The sequence below is a fragment of the Sphingobium sp. V4 genome, from assembly GCF_029590555.1.
Classification (GTDB): domain Bacteria; phylum Pseudomonadota; class Alphaproteobacteria; order Sphingomonadales; family Sphingomonadaceae; genus Sphingobium.
This window is the reverse complement of record NZ_CP081002.1, coordinates 532,548-547,500: the sequence shown is the minus strand read 5'-3', so window position 1 is coordinate 547,500 and position 14,953 is coordinate 532,548. Positions and strand designations below refer to the sequence as shown.

The following is a 14,953-nucleotide window of genomic DNA, read 5'->3' as shown; positions in this document are numbered from 1 at the left end:
ATGGGAACCACGTTAATATTCGTGGGCCTGGTGGTGTGTGACGGATGGCGTAACTTGTTCGGCCTTATTGGATTGGTCCGGGCAGGGAAGTTGTCCCAGGAAATAGCCCCACCGTATAGACCGTACCCTAAACCGACACAGGTGGAATGGTAGAGTATACCAAGGCGTTTGAGAGAAGTATCCTGAAGGAACTCGGCAAATTGCCTCCGTACCTTCGGAAGAAGGAGGCCCCATCTTAAGGCAACTTTTGATGGGGGGCACAGGCCAGGGGGTAGCGACTGTTTAGCAAAAACACAGGGCTCTGCTAAGTCGGCTTCAAGACGACGTATAGGGCCTGACGCCTGCCCGGTGCCTGAAGGTTAAGAGGAGGAGTGCAAGCTCTGAATTGAAGCCCAGGTAAACGGCGGCCGTAACTATAACGGTCCTAAGGTAGCGAAATTCCTTGTCGGGTAAGTTCCGACCTGCACGAATGGCGTAACGACTTCCCCACTGTCTCCAGGATATGCTCAGCGAAATTGAATTCTCCGTGAAGATGCGGAGTACCCGCGGTTAGACGGAAAGACCCCGTGCACCTTTACTGCAGCTTCAGAGTGGCATTAGGAAAGAACTGTGTAGCATAGGTGGGAGGCTTTGAAGCGATGACGCCAGTTGTCGTGGAGCCATAGGTGAAATACCACCCTGTTGTTTTCTGATGTCTAACCTCGCACCGTTATCCGGTGCAGGGACCCTCTGTGGCGGGTAGTTTGACTGGGGCGGTCGCCTCCTAAAGAGTAACGGAGGCGCGCGATGGTGGGCTCAGGACGGTTGGAAACCGTCTGTTAGAGTGCAATGGCATAAGCCCGCCTGACTGCGAGACTGACAAGTCGAGCAGAGACGAAAGTCGGTCATAGTGATCCGGTGGTCCCTCGTGGAAGGGCCATCGCTCAACGGATAAAAGGTACGCCGGGGATAACAGGCTGATGATTCCCAAGAGCTCATATCGACGGAATCGTTTGGCACCTCGATGTCGGCTCATCACATCCTGGGGCTGGAGCAGGTCCCAAGGGTTTGGCTGTTCGCCAATTAAAGTGGTACGTGAGCTGGGTTCAGAACGTCGCGAGACAGTTTGGTCCCTATCTGCCGTGGGCGTCGAAATTTGAGAGGAGTTGACCCTAGTACGAGAGGACCGGGTTGAACATACCTCTGGTGTACCAGTCGTCCTGCCAAGGGCGCAGCTGGGTAGCTATGTATGGACGGGATAACCGCTGAAAGCATCTAAGCGGGAAGCCTCCCTCAAGATAAGATTTCATCGAGCCGTCGTAGACCACGACGTTGATAGGTCGGATGTGGAAGTGCGGTAACGCATGGAGCTAACCGATCCTAATTGCTCTGTTCGCGCTTAAACGGTTCAGAAATGAACCGCAGAGTCCCACCATCAACGACAGCCTTGAAAAACCTGTCGAAACATGGCGGTCGTTAAGCCAGCCAGGATATCTCAACACACCCCGCACGGGCATCGATTATACCCAACAAAGCGCCAGCTCCATTGCTTGGTGACCATAGCGTCAGTGACCCACCCGATCCCATCCCGAACTCGGCCGTGAAACCTGACTGCGCCGATGGTACTGTGGCTCAAGCCCCGGAAGAGTAGGGCGTCGCCAGGCATTGAAGCTCGCGCTTTGTTCAAAACCCATTCACATCCCAAAAAGGGCGGCCCGTAAAACAGGCCGCCCCTTTTTGCTGCAAAAAACTGCCTCCTCAGGCAGAACAACGTCGCGGGGTGGAGCAGCCCGGTAGCTCGTCAGGCTCATAACCTGAAGGTCGCAGGTTCAAATCCTGCCCCCGCAACCAATATTCCCAATAACCTAGTGGATTGATCGGAACGAATGAGTCCGTTTGAGGGATTCCCATGCTGTTGGTGCCGTGCGACGATGCGGCGTAAGCGGTCAAAATCCCCCACATGACCTTGAGAGCGGGGCTGTAATTTGAACGATCAGGCGGCGCTTGCGATGCTGCTGAGTTCGAACGAGGTGTTCGCGGCGTTGGTATTGGTCCAGCAGTAGGGCAACAGATCGTCGATCGGATCGGTATCCGCGCGGGTGATGATCCGGGTAAGGACATCGCAGAGATAGGCGTAGGGGTTGATGTCCAGCATCTTGCAGGTTTCGACCAGCGAGGAGATCGCTGCCCAGTTTTCAGCGCCGAGTTGGTGGCCGGTGAAGAGTGCATTTTTTCTTTGGAGAGTCACCGGCCTGACGGCCCGTTCGGCGGCGTTATTGTCGATCTCGATCCTGCCGTCGTCGAGGAACCGGGTAAAGCCCGCCCAGCGCTTGAGCGCATATTTCATCGCATCGCTCGTTGCCGATCCAGCCATCATGCGCGGTGCGGTGGCGGCGAACCAGGCATGGAGCTTGTCGACCAGTGGACGGGTTTGCTCCTGCCTGACGGCAAGGCGTTCATCGGCCGTGCGCCCCCGGATTTCCTTCTCGATGCGATAGATTTCGGCAATGCGCTGCAAGGCGTCCTGCGCGACCGGGGCATCGCTGCCTGCATCGACGAAGCCGCGTCGCAGGTGAGCCCAACAAAAGGACTTCGTGACGCCGGCGTCGGCGCCATCGTCCTTGCCGAACTGGTCATAAGCCTGCCAGGCATCGACCTGTAGGATGCCCTGGTATGACCCCAGCAACTGCCTGGCCCACATTTTTCCGCGTCCCGGCATATAGGTATAGAGCGCCAGAGGCGGATCCACGCCGCCATGAGCGCGATCGTCGCACACTATGACCCACATGTAGCCGGTTTTCGTCTTGCCCGTTCCCGGCGCCAGCACCTTGACCGTAGTTTCGTCGACGAACAGGCGGGCACGGGCAAGCGCATCGGCGCGCATCCTGTCGGTGATGGGCATCAGCGCAGCGATGCCACGACCAACCCAGTTCGCCATAGTGGCGCGGCTGATCTCGATGCCTTGCCGGGCGAAGATCTTCGATTGCCGATAGAGCGGCAGGTGATCGCAATATTTATTGATCAGAACATCGGCGATCAGCGCTTCGGTCGGCAAGCCGCCCGGCACTACATGCGCCGGGGCCGACGCCTGGCGAACGCCGTCGCTGCAGCAGCGGCAGGCATAGCGGGGTCGGATCGTCACCATCACACGATGCTGGGCCGGGATGATGTCGAGCCTTTCGGACCGGTCCTCACCGATCTTGTGTAGCGCCCCGCCACAGGCACATTCCAGGCTTTCGGGCTCGATCACTGTCTCGAAGCGCGGCAGATGCGCTGGCAGTGATGCGCGCTCGGCATCCGGAGCCCGTCGACGACGCGGCCTGAGGCCATAACGTTCGGCCTCCTCGGCGGCCTTGTCCTGCAAGCCATCGGCTTCGCCAAGGGCGACGCCCTGATCTTCCAGCGTCAATGCCAGTTGATCGACCGGGAGCTTTTCCGAACGCTTGCCGAAGGTCGAGCGGTTGATCAGCTTGAGGATATGTTCGAGCCGCGCCGCGCGAGCGCGCTCGGCCAGCACCATCGCCTTGAGCTGCTCCACATTATCGGGAAGCTCGTCATATCCAACCTCCGGGCTGGTCTCGAGAGGGGGTTCGGGATGCGCCGCCACGCCCGTATTCTAGCCGGTTTCGCACGGCTGGGAACACCCCTGCGCCAGACAGAATCAGGTGTGCGATCTACTGTGCATGAAGTGGTTTTGGCACGCGCGGCACATGCATGCGCGACCAGTCCAGCCCCTCGAACAACGCCGAAGCCTGGGCCGCCGACAGCTTCATCACGCCGTCTCCCGGTCGGGGCCAGCGGAACTTCCCATCCTGCAACCGCTTCGTCACGAGTACGAGCCCGGTGCCATCCCATAGCAGGAGTTTTATCCTGTCTGCTCGGCGTGCCCGGAAGACAAAAAGCATGCCAGAGAATGGGTCGAGCTGCAGTTCCTGCTGCACCAGTGATGCGAGGCCTACCATGCCCTTCCTGAAGTCCACAGGTTGCGTCGCGACAAGCACCTTCAACGGCCCGGGCGGGATGATCATGTGGTCACCCGCGCGGCCAGAAGCACCCGCTCGATATGGTCGGCATCGACGTGCGACGGGATGCGGATCGACAGCCCGCGGGTCTCGATGACGATCTCACCGCCACTCCTCGGGCTCGCGGGCAACGATGGCACTGCAGGCGCCGGTGGCCCAGAAGATAGCGACGGTACGGGAGGTGCCGGCGGGCCTTCGATCACTGCGGGAACAAAGCCCATCCCCTCGGCCCGCTCTCGGAAACGCCCTCGCCAGTTATAAAGCTGTTGCGGGAGCATGCCATGACGCCGCGCCACTTCGGCCACATTCGCTCCCTGCTTGAAACTCTCCTCTATGATCCGCGCCTTCGCCGCCGGCGTCCATCCACGGTTGCCATTCGACAAGGGAATGACATCAAGACGCTCGGCCTTGCCTGCCCTCCCACCCCTTTCAGTTTCGAAATTGGTTTCGAAATCACCACTCATCGCCACCTCGCATATGCAAGGCTCAACACCTACCAAATCGCCAAATCATGAAAATGTGGGGGATTTTGACCGCTTACGATGCGGCATGAGAACGGGTATCGAGATCGAGGTCACAGCACCGGACACGAAGCGGCTTGAAGCGATTGTTGCTGCGCGCGGTCTTCACCAAATGCCTACCCGCCGCCCTATCCGGATGGAGGTGGAGCGAAGCGGAACCGGAGGCCGGATATGGCGGTGTCGCCGTTTCTGGCGCCGGCGGTCGGTAACCCAAGCTGCTGTGCGGGCGCACGGTGTTGTAATGCCGCCGCCAGGCTTCGATCAGCACCTTGGCCTCCGCGAGGCTGTAGAAGATCTCGCCATTGAGCAGTTCGTCGCGAAGCGACCCGTTGAAGCTTTCATTATAGCCATTCTCCCATGGTGATCCCGGTGCTATGTAGAGCGTCTTCACGCCGATCTGCCCCAGCCATTGCTGGACGGCCGTCGCGATAAACTCGCTGCCATTGTCGGACCGGATATTGGCTGGCGGGCCGCGCGAGATGAACAGGTCCGCCAAGGCTGCCAGCACATCCTCATGCTTGAGCTGTCGCGCGACGATGAGCGCCAGGCATTCCCTGCTGGCCTCGTCGATGATCGTCAGGATGCGGAACTTGCGGCCGTCATGCGTGCGACCTTCGACGAAGTCGTAGGCCCACACATGCCCTGGATACTCCGGCCGCAGGCGGATACATGATCCCTCGTTGAGCCAGAGCCTGCCACGTTTCGGCTGACGTAGCGGGACCTTCAGCCCCTCACGCCGCCAGATACGCTCGACCCGTTTATGGTTCACCGTCCATCCTGCATGACACAGCAATGCTGTCACCCGGCGATAGCCGTAGCGACCATATTGCTTTGCCAGCGCGATGATGTCCTCCGTGAGCGCCTGTTCATCATCTGCCCCGCGCGGGACCTTGCGCTGCCTCGATCGATGCTGGCCCAGCACCCGGCAGATCCGTCGTTCGGACACCGGAAGCTCTCGTCGAACATGATCGATGCAGCGTCGCCGCCGAGCGGGGCTCAGAAGTTTCCCCTGGCAGCCTCCTGCAGGATCAGCTTGTCCAACGTCAGGTCGGAGATCGCCCGGCGTAGCCGCAGGTTCTCCTTCTCAAGATCCTTCATCCGCCGTGCCTGGTCGGTCTTCAGGCCGCCATATTCTTTGCGCCACCTGTAATAGGTCTGTTCGCTAACCGCGATCCGGCGGCACGCTTCGGCGGTCGATGCCCCCTGCGCCAGCACGATCTCAACTTCACGCAGCTTGCCGATAATCTCTTCCGGCTTGTGCTTCTTGCTTGGCATTCGATGTCCCTTTCGTGGTCCAGACTATCATAGTCTCTGGGCCACTCCGCAGGGGGCAGATCAATACGGCGAGCAGATTAAGGTCGAGGCCGCGAAAGCGCATAATCCATCCATTCCATGATTGGATACCGATAAGATCAAATGATTTAACCTATGCGCCTTTCCTGTCTAGGCTTTCCTGACAGACGCGCCGGATCAGGCGCGCGTATTTGGAGAGGAGACGACCATGAAGGCAGCCCTGCTAGCGACCGCCGCCGTTTTTCTAGCGCCGATCTCGCCCGTTCACGCCCAGGCGGTAGCGGCGGACGATCAGGCGACCGGGGGCGGCATCGCGGACATCATCGTCACGGCACAGCGCCGGAGCGAAAATCTCCAGAAAGCCGCCATCGCCGTCAGCGCCGTTACCGGTGACACGCTGGTGCAACAGAGCATCACCCAGGCCAATGACCTGACGCGCGTCGTGCCTGCGCTGCAGGTCGCGCCTGCGGCATCGTTCACGCAAATCTATCTGCGCGGCGTCGGCACGTTCGGCGCCAACGCTTTTGCCGAACAGGGCGTCGCCTTCAATCTCGATGGCGTGTATCTCTCCCGCCCGGCCGCGCCAGCGGGCCTTTTCTACGATCTCGAACGGGTCGAGGTGCTCAAGGGACCGCAAGGCACGCTTTACGGCCGCAACGCCACGGGCGGCGCCGTGAACGTCATCACCGCCAAGCCCAAGCTGGGCGAGACGAGCGGCTATATCAACGCCGAATATGGCAATTACGACGCGCTGAAGGGTTCGGCCGCGCTCAACCTCCCGTTCGGCGACAAGGTCGCGTTTCGGGTCGCGGGCCAATATGTGAAACGCGACGGCTATTATAGCGATGGCTATGACGATGAAGATACGCAGGCCGTGCGAGCTCAATTGCGGGGCGAGACCGGCACGGGGCTGGATGCCACCCTGTCGGTTGATTACGCCCATGTCGGCGGCATGGGGTCGGGGGGCACGATCATGCCCCTGCTTGATGGCAAGAAGCGTCTGGGGCCAAGCGATCCGCGCGTCATTGCAGCCTATGTCGCCCGCTCCCCCACGCGCCCGGTGCCGCAGGCGATCGCCAGCGACGATGGTTATCAGGATAACCACTTCTTCGGCGCGGCGCTGACGGTCAATGCCGATCTGGGTTTCGCGACGCTGACGGTGGTGCCGGCCTACCGCAAGACGGACCTTGATTTCCGGTCCTATGCGTCCAGCTTCCTGATCGACATTCAGGAAAAGTCGAGCCAGATGTCGCTGGAAACCCGCCTTGCCAGTCGATCCGGGCCGCTGCAATGGGTGGTCGGCGGCTATTATTTCGCCGAGGATGTCAGCGCCCGGCAGCTATTCGACCAGGCGAGCAACGGCACGCGCATCAATTCACAGTTGCAGACCGAAAGCCTGGCGGCTTTCGGTCAGGCGACCCTGTCGCTGTCGGATCGGTTTCGGGTCACCGGCGGCCTGCGCTACACCACCGACAACAAGCGTCAGTCGACCGAAGCACACACCCTGCCTTTCGTCGGCTTCGTCAATCCCGCGCAGGGCAATTTCACGCCGATCATCCTGGATATCGTCAGCAACCCGCGCACCGATGTCGATTTCAACAAGCTAACCTGGAAGGCGAGCGTGGAGTTCGATGTCGGACCGCGGTCGCTGCTCTATGCTTCCGCCGCCACGGGCTTCAAATCCGGTGCGCTGTTCGCGGCGACCGGCCGCAATTATTCCGCACCGGAAAATATGCGTGCTTATACGGTCGGATCGAAGAACCGCTTCTTCGACAATAAGGTGCAGCTCAACGCCGAAGCCTTCTACTGGAAATATAAGGACCAGCAGATATCCCATCTCGGCCCCGTTCAGGTCGCAAGCACGCCGGGCGGCCCGATCTACGGCCCGGTCTTCACCACGGAGAATGCCGGCAAATCGACCATCTACGGCCTTGAGCTGGAAGCGCTGTTCCAGCCGACGGCGAACGACCAGTTCTCCGCCAATATCCAGTATCTTCACAGCAAATATGACGAACTATATTATCAGGCCTATTCGACCACGGGGACGGCGCCTGTGATCGGCTGCACCATTGCCCCCACGACACAGACCGGCGCGTCGGCGGCGGCGCGTATCTATGATGTCGACTGTTCGGGCCGGCCATTGGTCAACGCGCCCAAATGGGTGTTCAACCTGGGCTATGAGCATGGATTCCAGCTGGGCGATCATGGCCGCATCACCGCTGCTGCGGATACGCGGATCGAAACATCGCGCTATCTCTCGCTCGATTTTCTCGATCTGGGCCGGCAAGGCAGCTATATGATGTCGAACGCGCGTCTGACCTACGAGACGCCATCGGGCAATTTTTCGCTCACCGGCTTTGTCAACAATATCGAAAATGAACTGGTGTTCGCCAACTCGCTGCAAAGTCCGGCCAAGCCTGGTGTGATCTACAACCAGCTTCGCCCGCCCCGCACCTATGGCGTGCGCGCGGGCTTTCGTTTCTGATCTGGCATATAGGGGCCGACGCATAGCATGGGCGGATAGGCGGAATGGCAATCCCGCCTACCGCTTTGTCGCGTTACTAGTCGGCATGGACGGGTCGCGGCCCAGAAACAGTTGCGCGATCAGCGTGCGAAACCAGACGATCGCCGGATCGCCGTCGACCCGTCGATGCCAGAATTGCTGAAGGCTGATGAGAGGCGTTTCGAACGGCGGCGGCAACAGTTTGAGCGGTGCCATGGTGGCCAGGATGGCCGCGACCGCATGGGGCACGGTGGAGATCAGGTCGGACCCGGCGACCAACAGCGGCACGCTCATGAAATGGGGCGACTGCAACTGGATGCGGCGCGACAGGCCCAGTTGCTGCATCCGCGTTTCGACCAATTCCTGGCTGCGCCCCTTTTGCGACACCAGAATATGACCCAGGCCCAGAAACTGGTCGAGCGACAGGCTGTCGCCGATGGTCGGGTGATCGCGCCGCACGATGCAGCTAAAGGGATGATCGAACAGGGTCTGGCACAGGAAGCTGCTGCCCTGAAGGTCCGGGAAATAGCCAAGCGCGATGTCGACCACGCCGTCCGCCATCGCCCTTTCCAGTTCCTGGGGCGGCATGGAATGACAGCGCAGGGTGGCGCCCGGTGCGCAATCCTTCAGCACCTCCAGCAGGGTCGGCAGGAAAACCAGTTCGCCGATGTCCGACGTGCTGATCGAAAAACAGCGTTGCGAACGGAGCGGATCGAAGACCGGCAGCCCGATCAATTCCGCGTCAACGGTCTCCAATATCCGCCGGACCGGTTCCCGCAGCCGATCGCCCATGGGCGTGGGCTGCATGGCGTTGCCGATGCGCACCAGCAAATCATCATTGAAAAACTGTCGCAGCTTGCCGAGCGCGAAACTGACATTGGGCTGGCTCATGCTCAACCGCCGTGCGGTGGCATGCACCCCGCGCTCCTCTAGCAGGATGTCGAGCACCACCAGCAGGTTCAGGTCCAGTCTGCGGTAATCCATATAACTGATCTACCATATCAGTATAACTAGTTACACCGATTAGTTCTAACCGCGCTAAGCCATGTGTCAGACAAAACAGGAGAGCGCATTGACCCAGCCACCCGCATCCGCCGGCGAATCCTCTTTCCTTACCGACATCTGGTATGTCGCGGGGTGGGGCCATGAACTGACGCCTGGCGCGCGCACCGCCCGCACGATCATGGATCAGCCGTTGGTGTTGTTCCGCACAGAGGCCGGGGCGGTCGCTGCGCTGGAGGATCGCTGCTGCCACCGCGCCATGCCGCTGAGCGAGGGGATGGTCGTCGGGGACAATATCCGATGCACCTATCATGGCCTGGAATTCGCGGCCGACGGCGCCTGCGTCCGTATTCCAGCGCAAGACAAGATTCCGCCCACTGCGCGTGTCCGCCGCTATCCGCTCGTCGAAAAGGACGCCTTGTTGTGGATCTGGATGGGCGACGCAGCGAAGGCCGACCCTGCCGCCATTCCCGATCATCCCTGGCATAATGATCCGGGCTGGGCCTGGCGCAGTGCCCATTATGACGTGCAGGGCAACTGGCAACTGCTGGTCGATAACCTCATGGACTTGTCCCATTTGCCCTATATCCATCCGCGCACGATCGGCGGCGATCCCGAATTGCATTTCAGGACGCCGACGCAGGCGACCCGGCTGGCGGACGGCGTCCGCGTCGAACGGCGGATGCCTTCCTCGGTCCCGCCGCCGACCTATGTCGCCGCCGCCGGCTTTGCGGGGCTGGTTGATCGCTGGCAGGAAATCGAATTTCATCCGATGTTCATCCGCATCCACACCGGCGCCTGCAACGTAGGCACGGGCGCCTATGACGGCGATCGATCGCATGGCCTGTCGATGCTGGGCTTCCATGGCATCACCCCGGAAACCGAAGGCACCACCCATTATTTCTGGTCGATGGCGACCAACATCACCCAGGGTGACATTCCCGACCTGGTCTTTGAACAGACGGCGCGCACTTTCAAGGAAGACCAGATCGTCCTGGAGATGCAGCAGCGGCGGATCGCGCGCGAACCGGGTCGCCCGATGCTGGACATCGCCAGCGACGTGGGCGGGCGGCAGACCCGCCAGTTCATCCAGCGCCTGTTCCGGGCGCAGCGTGGGGAAGACACCGCCGCTGCATAATCCACGAAGTAATATTATTTTGCCATCAACGGCCCCAGTTCCGCTATCCGCCCGCCGGGCGCCGCCTGCTGTAACAGGCGGCCGAGCAATTCTATGGCGTCCTCGGTCTCCGCACGGTCGGGCAGATAGCGCTTCGCGATGGACAGGCCGCGAACCGACCACACCATCAGGCGCATGATCGCCAGGGCCTGCGCCTCGTCGCCTCCAAAGGCGCCCCGCATCACGGCAAGCGCCGATCGTTCGACCGCTTCCTGCATCGGCACGACCAAAGCCGCCAGTTCGGGATCGCTGCGCGTCGCCTGCAATATCTCCAGCACGGCCATGCCCGACGGGCGGCCTAGCACCGCCCACAGCAGGCGAGGCCAGTCGTAGAGATGATTGCCAAGTCCCGTGCGGGCGCGGACATCCTCATATTCCGCCATTTCGTGATCGAAGACATGGCGCACGACATCGGCCATCAATGCCGCCCGCGTCGCGAAATGATGCAGCATGGCGCCGCGGCTGACGCCCGCTGTCTGCGCGATGAGCGTGGTGCTGGCCCCGGCATAGCCCCATTCCCCGATCGCGGCGATCGTGGCGTCTATCAGCGCCATGCGGGTCGTGGCGGTGCGCTCCTCCTGGGTCCGACGGAGTTTGGGTATGGTTTGGTCCTGCATCTGGTCTTCCTCGCCGGTGCACGGCTGATGCCGCGGCCACCGATCCTGCTCTCTCCGATGGCCCGCTGCTTGGCATGTATAACGAAAATCGATCGATATCCATAACAACAATCAGGATTGACTGTTTGTATAGCAAAGACCTAAGCGGGGGGCAAGTGCAGAGGATCTGCACATCCAGGGAGGATAGGATGCGGAAAGCAATATTGTTCGCGGGCGCCAGCCTGATCTCGGTGGTCCAACCGGTCCAGGCGCAAACCGCCCAACCCAGCGAAGGCGTCGCCGAAATCGTCGTCACGGCTCAGCGCCGGGCCGAACGGCTGCAGGATGTCCCCGTCAGCGTGACCGCCCTTGGCGGCGATACGCTCAAGTCCCGCAACCTCAATGATCTCACCCAGGTTGCGCTCGCCGCCCCCAGCCTGCAGGTTGGCAGCGACAATAGCTTCGCGATCCGGGGCGTGGGCACCCAGGCCTTTGCCACGACAATCGATTCGAGCGTCGCAACCGCGCTGGACGACGTCAATCTGGGCCGACCGTTCCTGACCCAGGGGTTGTTCAACGATGTCGAGCGCGTCGAAGTGCTCAACGGGCCGCAGGGGCTGTTGTTCGGCAAGAATGCGTCGGCCGGCCTGCTCAACGTCGTATCGACCCGCCCAAACATCGGGACGTTCGCCAGCGAGACGAACATCGAACTGAACAATCGCGACACGCCGGGTAGCAGCGATGCGTCATGGTCCGCCATCGCACGCCAGACGGTCAATATCCCGGTTGGCGACACCGGCGCGCTGCGCGTCAACGGCACCTATTCGATCGAAGAACCAGGGACCCATTTCGTCGGCGCCAGCGGTGTGCGCAACGATCTGGATCGCAAACAATATGGCATCCGCGCCAAATATTTGCAGGAGATCACGCCCGCGCTGGAACTCTATGTGATCGGTGAATATGCAGAATCCCATGGCGTTGGGGGTATTTTCGACCGCACCTATCGCCAGTTGGGCGCAGGTAGCGTCAATGCCGACCCCCTGGCCGCTTCGGGCATCGTCGCAGGCGACCGCAATTTCGCCGTTGCAGGCGATGGCGGTTTCTGGCGCGACCTGAAACTGGGTGGCGCGCAGGCCGCGCTGACCTATACGGCCGACAACGGGATGGTCGTCAGCAACATCGCCGCGTGGAAATTCTATAATTTCAATTCGCAACTGGATGTCGATTTCACCAACAGCAATGGCGCGAACATCAATCGTACCAATGCCGATTATGACCAGTTTTCCAACGAATTGCGCGTCGCCCTGCCGGCGGACAATCGTCTGTCAGGCCAGGCCGGTCTCTATTATTTCCATTCCACCATAAAGCAGAGCAGCCAGATTGCGGGCAATAACTACCTGCCCGATTTCCTGCTGCCTACCTTCCCCTTCTGCGTCGGCGCGGCCGCCGTGCCCGGCGCCTTCCCCCCCACCTGTTCGACCAGCAACAGCTATTTTCTGGGGCGCGACAATGTCTATAGCATGAAGACCGACAGCTATGCCGCCTTTGGCCAGCTGACATTTGCCGTCACCGACCAGTTCAAGCTGTTCGCTGGCGGTCGCGTAACCCGCGACGAAATCAGCATCGACCTGGATCAGAATCGGGGCGCTTATTTCGTCACCCTTGGCGTGCCCGGTGCCCTATCGGAAAGTTTCGGCAATACCGACTTCAGCTGGCGCGCGGGCGGCCAGTATCAGGTGACGCGCGACGCCATGATCTATGGTTCCTACGGCCGTGGCTACAAGGGGCCGGGCTTCAACGACACCGGCGCGACCGCCAATGCGCCGTTGGTGGTGCAACCGGAAAAGTCGAACACTGCAGAAATCGGGTTCAAGACGAGCTGGTTCAATCGTCGCCTGATCGTCAATGCGTCGGCTTTCCACACCAAGTTCGACAATTATCAGACCCAGTCGCTCGACACCCAGCTGCAAAGCTTTATCGTCCAGAACGCGGCGTCGGTGACGAGCAAGGGCGTCGAACTGACCGTGAACGCCAATCCGCTGCGCGGGCTGTCGATCAACGGGTCGGCGACGTTCCTCAATTCCAAATTCGACGATTTTGCCGGCGCAGAATGTTATCCCGGTCAGGCGACACCCAGCTGCGCGACCACGGGATCGTTCAACGCCCGCGGCCGCCGCACGCCCACAGCGCCAAAATTTACCTCGTCCGTGCAGGCGATGTATGAAGTGCAGACGTCAGGGACGGTGCATCCCTTCATTGAGGGTAACTGGTATCATCGCACGGCGATTAACTATCTGATCAACGGCGCGCCCGGCGCGACCGTGCCGACGCTGGACCTGATCGGGGCCAGCGCCGGCGTGTGGCTGGACAACGGGATGCGGCTTTCCATCTTCTGCAAAAATTGCACGAACCAATATAATCCCAATTTCATCGGACTGGACGCGGGAGACGCTATCGCGGGCGTAGCCTCCTATCAGCAGCAGTTCGGGTTCGATTCCGTGCGCACGATCGGCGCCAACATCCAGTTCCGTTTCTAAAGGATGGCCCCGATGCTTTCCAACATTTCGCGCCGCACGATGATGCAAATTGCGGGAGGCAGTCTTGCCACGACGCTTGCTGGCCCCGCTCTCGCCGCTCGGCGCAAGCTCCGCCCCGACTTCTTGTGGGGCGCAGCGACCGCAGGGCATCAGGTTGAGGGCGGCAACGTCAACAGCGACAGCTGGGTCATGGAACATCTCCAGCCCAATGCCTTCGCCGCGCCTTCGGGCGACGCCTGCGACAGCTATCATCGCTGGCGGGAGGATATGGCGCTGGTCAAGCAGATGGGCCTCAACTGCTATCGGTTCGGCATCGAATGGTCGCGGATCGAGCCTGCGCCAGGCGAGTTTTCGATCGCCGCGCTCGATCATTATCGGGCGATGGTGGATGGCTGCGCGGAACTGGGCATCAAGCCGTTCATCACCTATTCGCACTTCACCGTGCCGCGCTGGTTCGCGGCGAAGGGCGGATGGGAGGAAAGCGCCAATGTCGATCATTTCCTGCGCTTCTGTGAGCGCGCGGCCAAGGCACTGGGCACCAACTACAGCCATGGCCTGACATTCAACGAGCCCAATCTGGCGGCACAATTGTCCTGGCAACCCGGCTTCCGCGCGACGATGCCCTATTTCGCGCAGGGCAATGCCGCCGCCGCCAAGGCGGTTGGCAGCGACCGCTTCTCCTCCACGCCGGTCTTCGATGCTGCGCGCGCGGCCCCAATCCAGGCTGAAGCGCATCGCCGCGCGGTGGACGCGATCAAATCGGTCCGGCCGGACCTGCAACTGGGCCTCAGCCTGGCCGTCGCCGACGAGCAGGCCGGGCCGGACCCAAGCGGCCTTCAGCGCAAGATCGCCCATGTTTATACCCCCTGGTTCGAGGCGGTGGCGAAGGATGATTTCGTCGGCGTCCAGACCTATGGCCGGGCCGTCGTCGGCAAGGATATGGACCTGCCACCGCCAAAAGGCGTGGAATTGACCCAGACCGATACGGAATTCTACCCGCAGGCGCTCGAAGCGACCGTCCGCTGGGTCGCGAAGGCCACGGGCCGCCCCGTGATCGTCTCGGAAAATGGCGTGGCGACCACCGACGATAGTCGCCGCGTGGCCTTCATCGACCGCAGCCTTGCCGGCTTGGGTCGAGCCATCAAGGATGGCGTCGACGTGCGGGGCTATATCCACTGGTCGCTGCTCGACAATTTCGAATGGAACCGCGCCTATACCGCGCAATTCGGGCTGGTCGCGGTCGATCGGACAACCTTCCGCCGCACGATGAAGCCTAGCGGCTTGCATCTGGGCCGCTACGCGCGCGACAACAGCCTCTAGCGC

General features: G+C 61.0%; 9 protein-coding genes, 1 tRNA gene, 2 rRNA genes and 1 pseudogene (1 of these 13 running past the window's edge). 7 read left to right on the top strand and 6 right to left on the bottom strand.

What is annotated here, in order from left to right:
* From K3M67_RS18205 to K3M67_RS18195, 3 genes are all read left to right on the top strand, one after another.
* Positions 1-1,382: ribosomal RNA gene (locus K3M67_RS18205) — 23S ribosomal RNA — on the top strand; it begins 1,413 nt to the left of the window's first position.
* A 146-nt stretch (positions 1,383-1,528) separates the two neighbouring features.
* Positions 1,529-1,643, top strand: a 5S ribosomal RNA gene (gene rrf / locus K3M67_RS18200).
* 110 nt (positions 1,644-1,753) lie between these two features.
* A tRNA-Met gene (locus tag K3M67_RS18195) sits at positions 1,754-1,830 on the top strand.
* 142 nt (positions 1,831-1,972) lie between these two features.
* On the opposite strand, the gene tnpC is transcribed toward K3M67_RS18195, so the two are convergent.
* From tnpC to K3M67_RS18175, 4 genes and pseudogenes are all read right to left on the bottom strand, one after another.
* Complete coding sequence (gene tnpC, locus K3M67_RS18190) at positions 1,973-3,499, bottom strand: IS66 family transposase (RefSeq protein ID WP_285832882.1); 1,527 nt, start codon at positions 3,497-3,499, stop codon at positions 1,973-1,975.
* Positions 3,500-3,653: 154 nt separating this feature from the next.
* Complete coding sequence (gene tnpB / locus K3M67_RS18185) at positions 3,654-4,007, bottom strand: IS66 family insertion sequence element accessory protein TnpB (RefSeq protein ID WP_285832203.1); 354 nt, start codon at positions 4,005-4,007, stop codon at positions 3,654-3,656.
* A complete protein-coding gene (gene tnpA / locus K3M67_RS18180; RefSeq protein WP_285832881.1) occupies positions 4,004-4,465 on the bottom strand; it encodes an IS66-like element accessory protein TnpA in 462 nt (153 codons plus the stop codon). The genes tnpB and tnpA overlap by 4 nt, the downstream gene beginning before the upstream one ends.
* A 190-nt stretch (positions 4,466-4,655) precedes the next feature.
* Positions 4,656-5,797: pseudogene (locus tag K3M67_RS18175) on the bottom strand (IS3 family transposase); the annotation flags it as partial.
* A gap of 226 nt (positions 5,798-6,023) precedes the next feature.
* On the opposite strand from K3M67_RS18175, the gene K3M67_RS18170 reads away from it, so the two are divergent.
* On the top strand, positions 6,024-8,300 hold the full coding sequence (locus K3M67_RS18170; RefSeq protein ID WP_285833672.1) for a TonB-dependent receptor: 2,277 nt from the start codon (positions 6,024-6,026) through the stop codon (positions 8,298-8,300).
* A gap of 57 nt (positions 8,301-8,357) precedes the next feature.
* Here K3M67_RS18170 and K3M67_RS18165 read toward each other — a convergent pair whose 3' ends face one another.
* Complete coding sequence (locus tag K3M67_RS18165; protein WP_285833671.1) at positions 8,358-9,302, bottom strand: LysR family transcriptional regulator; 945 nt, start codon at positions 9,300-9,302, stop codon at positions 8,358-8,360.
* Positions 9,303-9,390: 88 nt separating this feature from the next.
* Here K3M67_RS18165 and K3M67_RS18160 point away from each other — a divergent pair, with 88 nt between their 5' ends.
* Entirely contained in the window at positions 9,391-10,458 is a 1,068-nt protein-coding gene (locus K3M67_RS18160; RefSeq protein ID WP_285833670.1) for an aromatic ring-hydroxylating dioxygenase subunit alpha, read from the top strand.
* A 14-nt stretch (positions 10,459-10,472) separates the two neighbouring features.
* Here the strand turns inward: K3M67_RS18160 and K3M67_RS18155 are convergent, their stop codons facing one another.
* Complete coding sequence (locus tag K3M67_RS18155; RefSeq protein ID WP_285833669.1) at positions 10,473-11,114, bottom strand: TetR/AcrR family transcriptional regulator; 642 nt, start codon at positions 11,112-11,114, stop codon at positions 10,473-10,475.
* 188 nt (positions 11,115-11,302) lie between these two features.
* Here K3M67_RS18155 and K3M67_RS18150 point away from each other — a divergent pair, with 188 nt between their 5' ends.
* Together K3M67_RS18150 and K3M67_RS18145 are read left to right on the top strand one after the other, a co-directional pair.
* A complete protein-coding gene (locus K3M67_RS18150) occupies positions 11,303-13,630 on the top strand; it encodes a TonB-dependent receptor (RefSeq protein ID WP_285833668.1) in 2,328 nt (775 codons plus the stop codon).
* Between the two features lie 12 nt (positions 13,631-13,642).
* The gene (locus K3M67_RS18145) at positions 13,643-14,950 is read left to right on the top strand and encodes a glycoside hydrolase family 1 protein (protein WP_285833667.1); all 1,308 of its coding nucleotides are present in this window, start codon (positions 13,643-13,645) and stop codon (positions 14,948-14,950) included.
* Positions 14,951-14,953 lie beyond the last annotated feature (3 nt).

Bases quoted from the DNA above. Each gene is read 5' to 3' on its own strand.
- tnpC (WP_285832882.1), bottom strand. From the start codon at position 3,499: ATGGTGCTGGCCGAGCGCGCTCGCGCGGCGCGGCTCGAACATATCCTC.
- tnpB (WP_285832203.1), bottom strand. From the start codon at position 4,007: ATGATCATCCCGCCCGGGCCGTTGAAGGTGCTTGTCGCGACGCAACCT.
- tnpA (WP_285832881.1), bottom strand. From the start codon at position 4,465: ATGAGTGGTGATTTCGAAACCAATTTCGAAACTGAAAGGGGTGGGAGG.
- K3M67_RS18170 (WP_285833672.1), top strand. From the start codon at position 6,024: ATGAAGGCAGCCCTGCTAGCGACCGCCGCCGTTTTTCTAGCGCCGATC.
- K3M67_RS18165 (WP_285833671.1), bottom strand. From the start codon at position 9,302: ATGGATTACCGCAGACTGGACCTGAACCTGCTGGTGGTGCTCGACATC.
- K3M67_RS18155 (WP_285833669.1), bottom strand. From the start codon at position 11,114: ATGCAGGACCAAACCATACCCAAACTCCGTCGGACCCAGGAGGAGCGC.
- K3M67_RS18150 (WP_285833668.1), top strand. From the start codon at position 11,303: ATGCGGAAAGCAATATTGTTCGCGGGCGCCAGCCTGATCTCGGTGGTC.
- K3M67_RS18145 (WP_285833667.1), top strand. From the start codon at position 13,643: ATGCTTTCCAACATTTCGCGCCGCACGATGATGCAAATTGCGGGAGGC.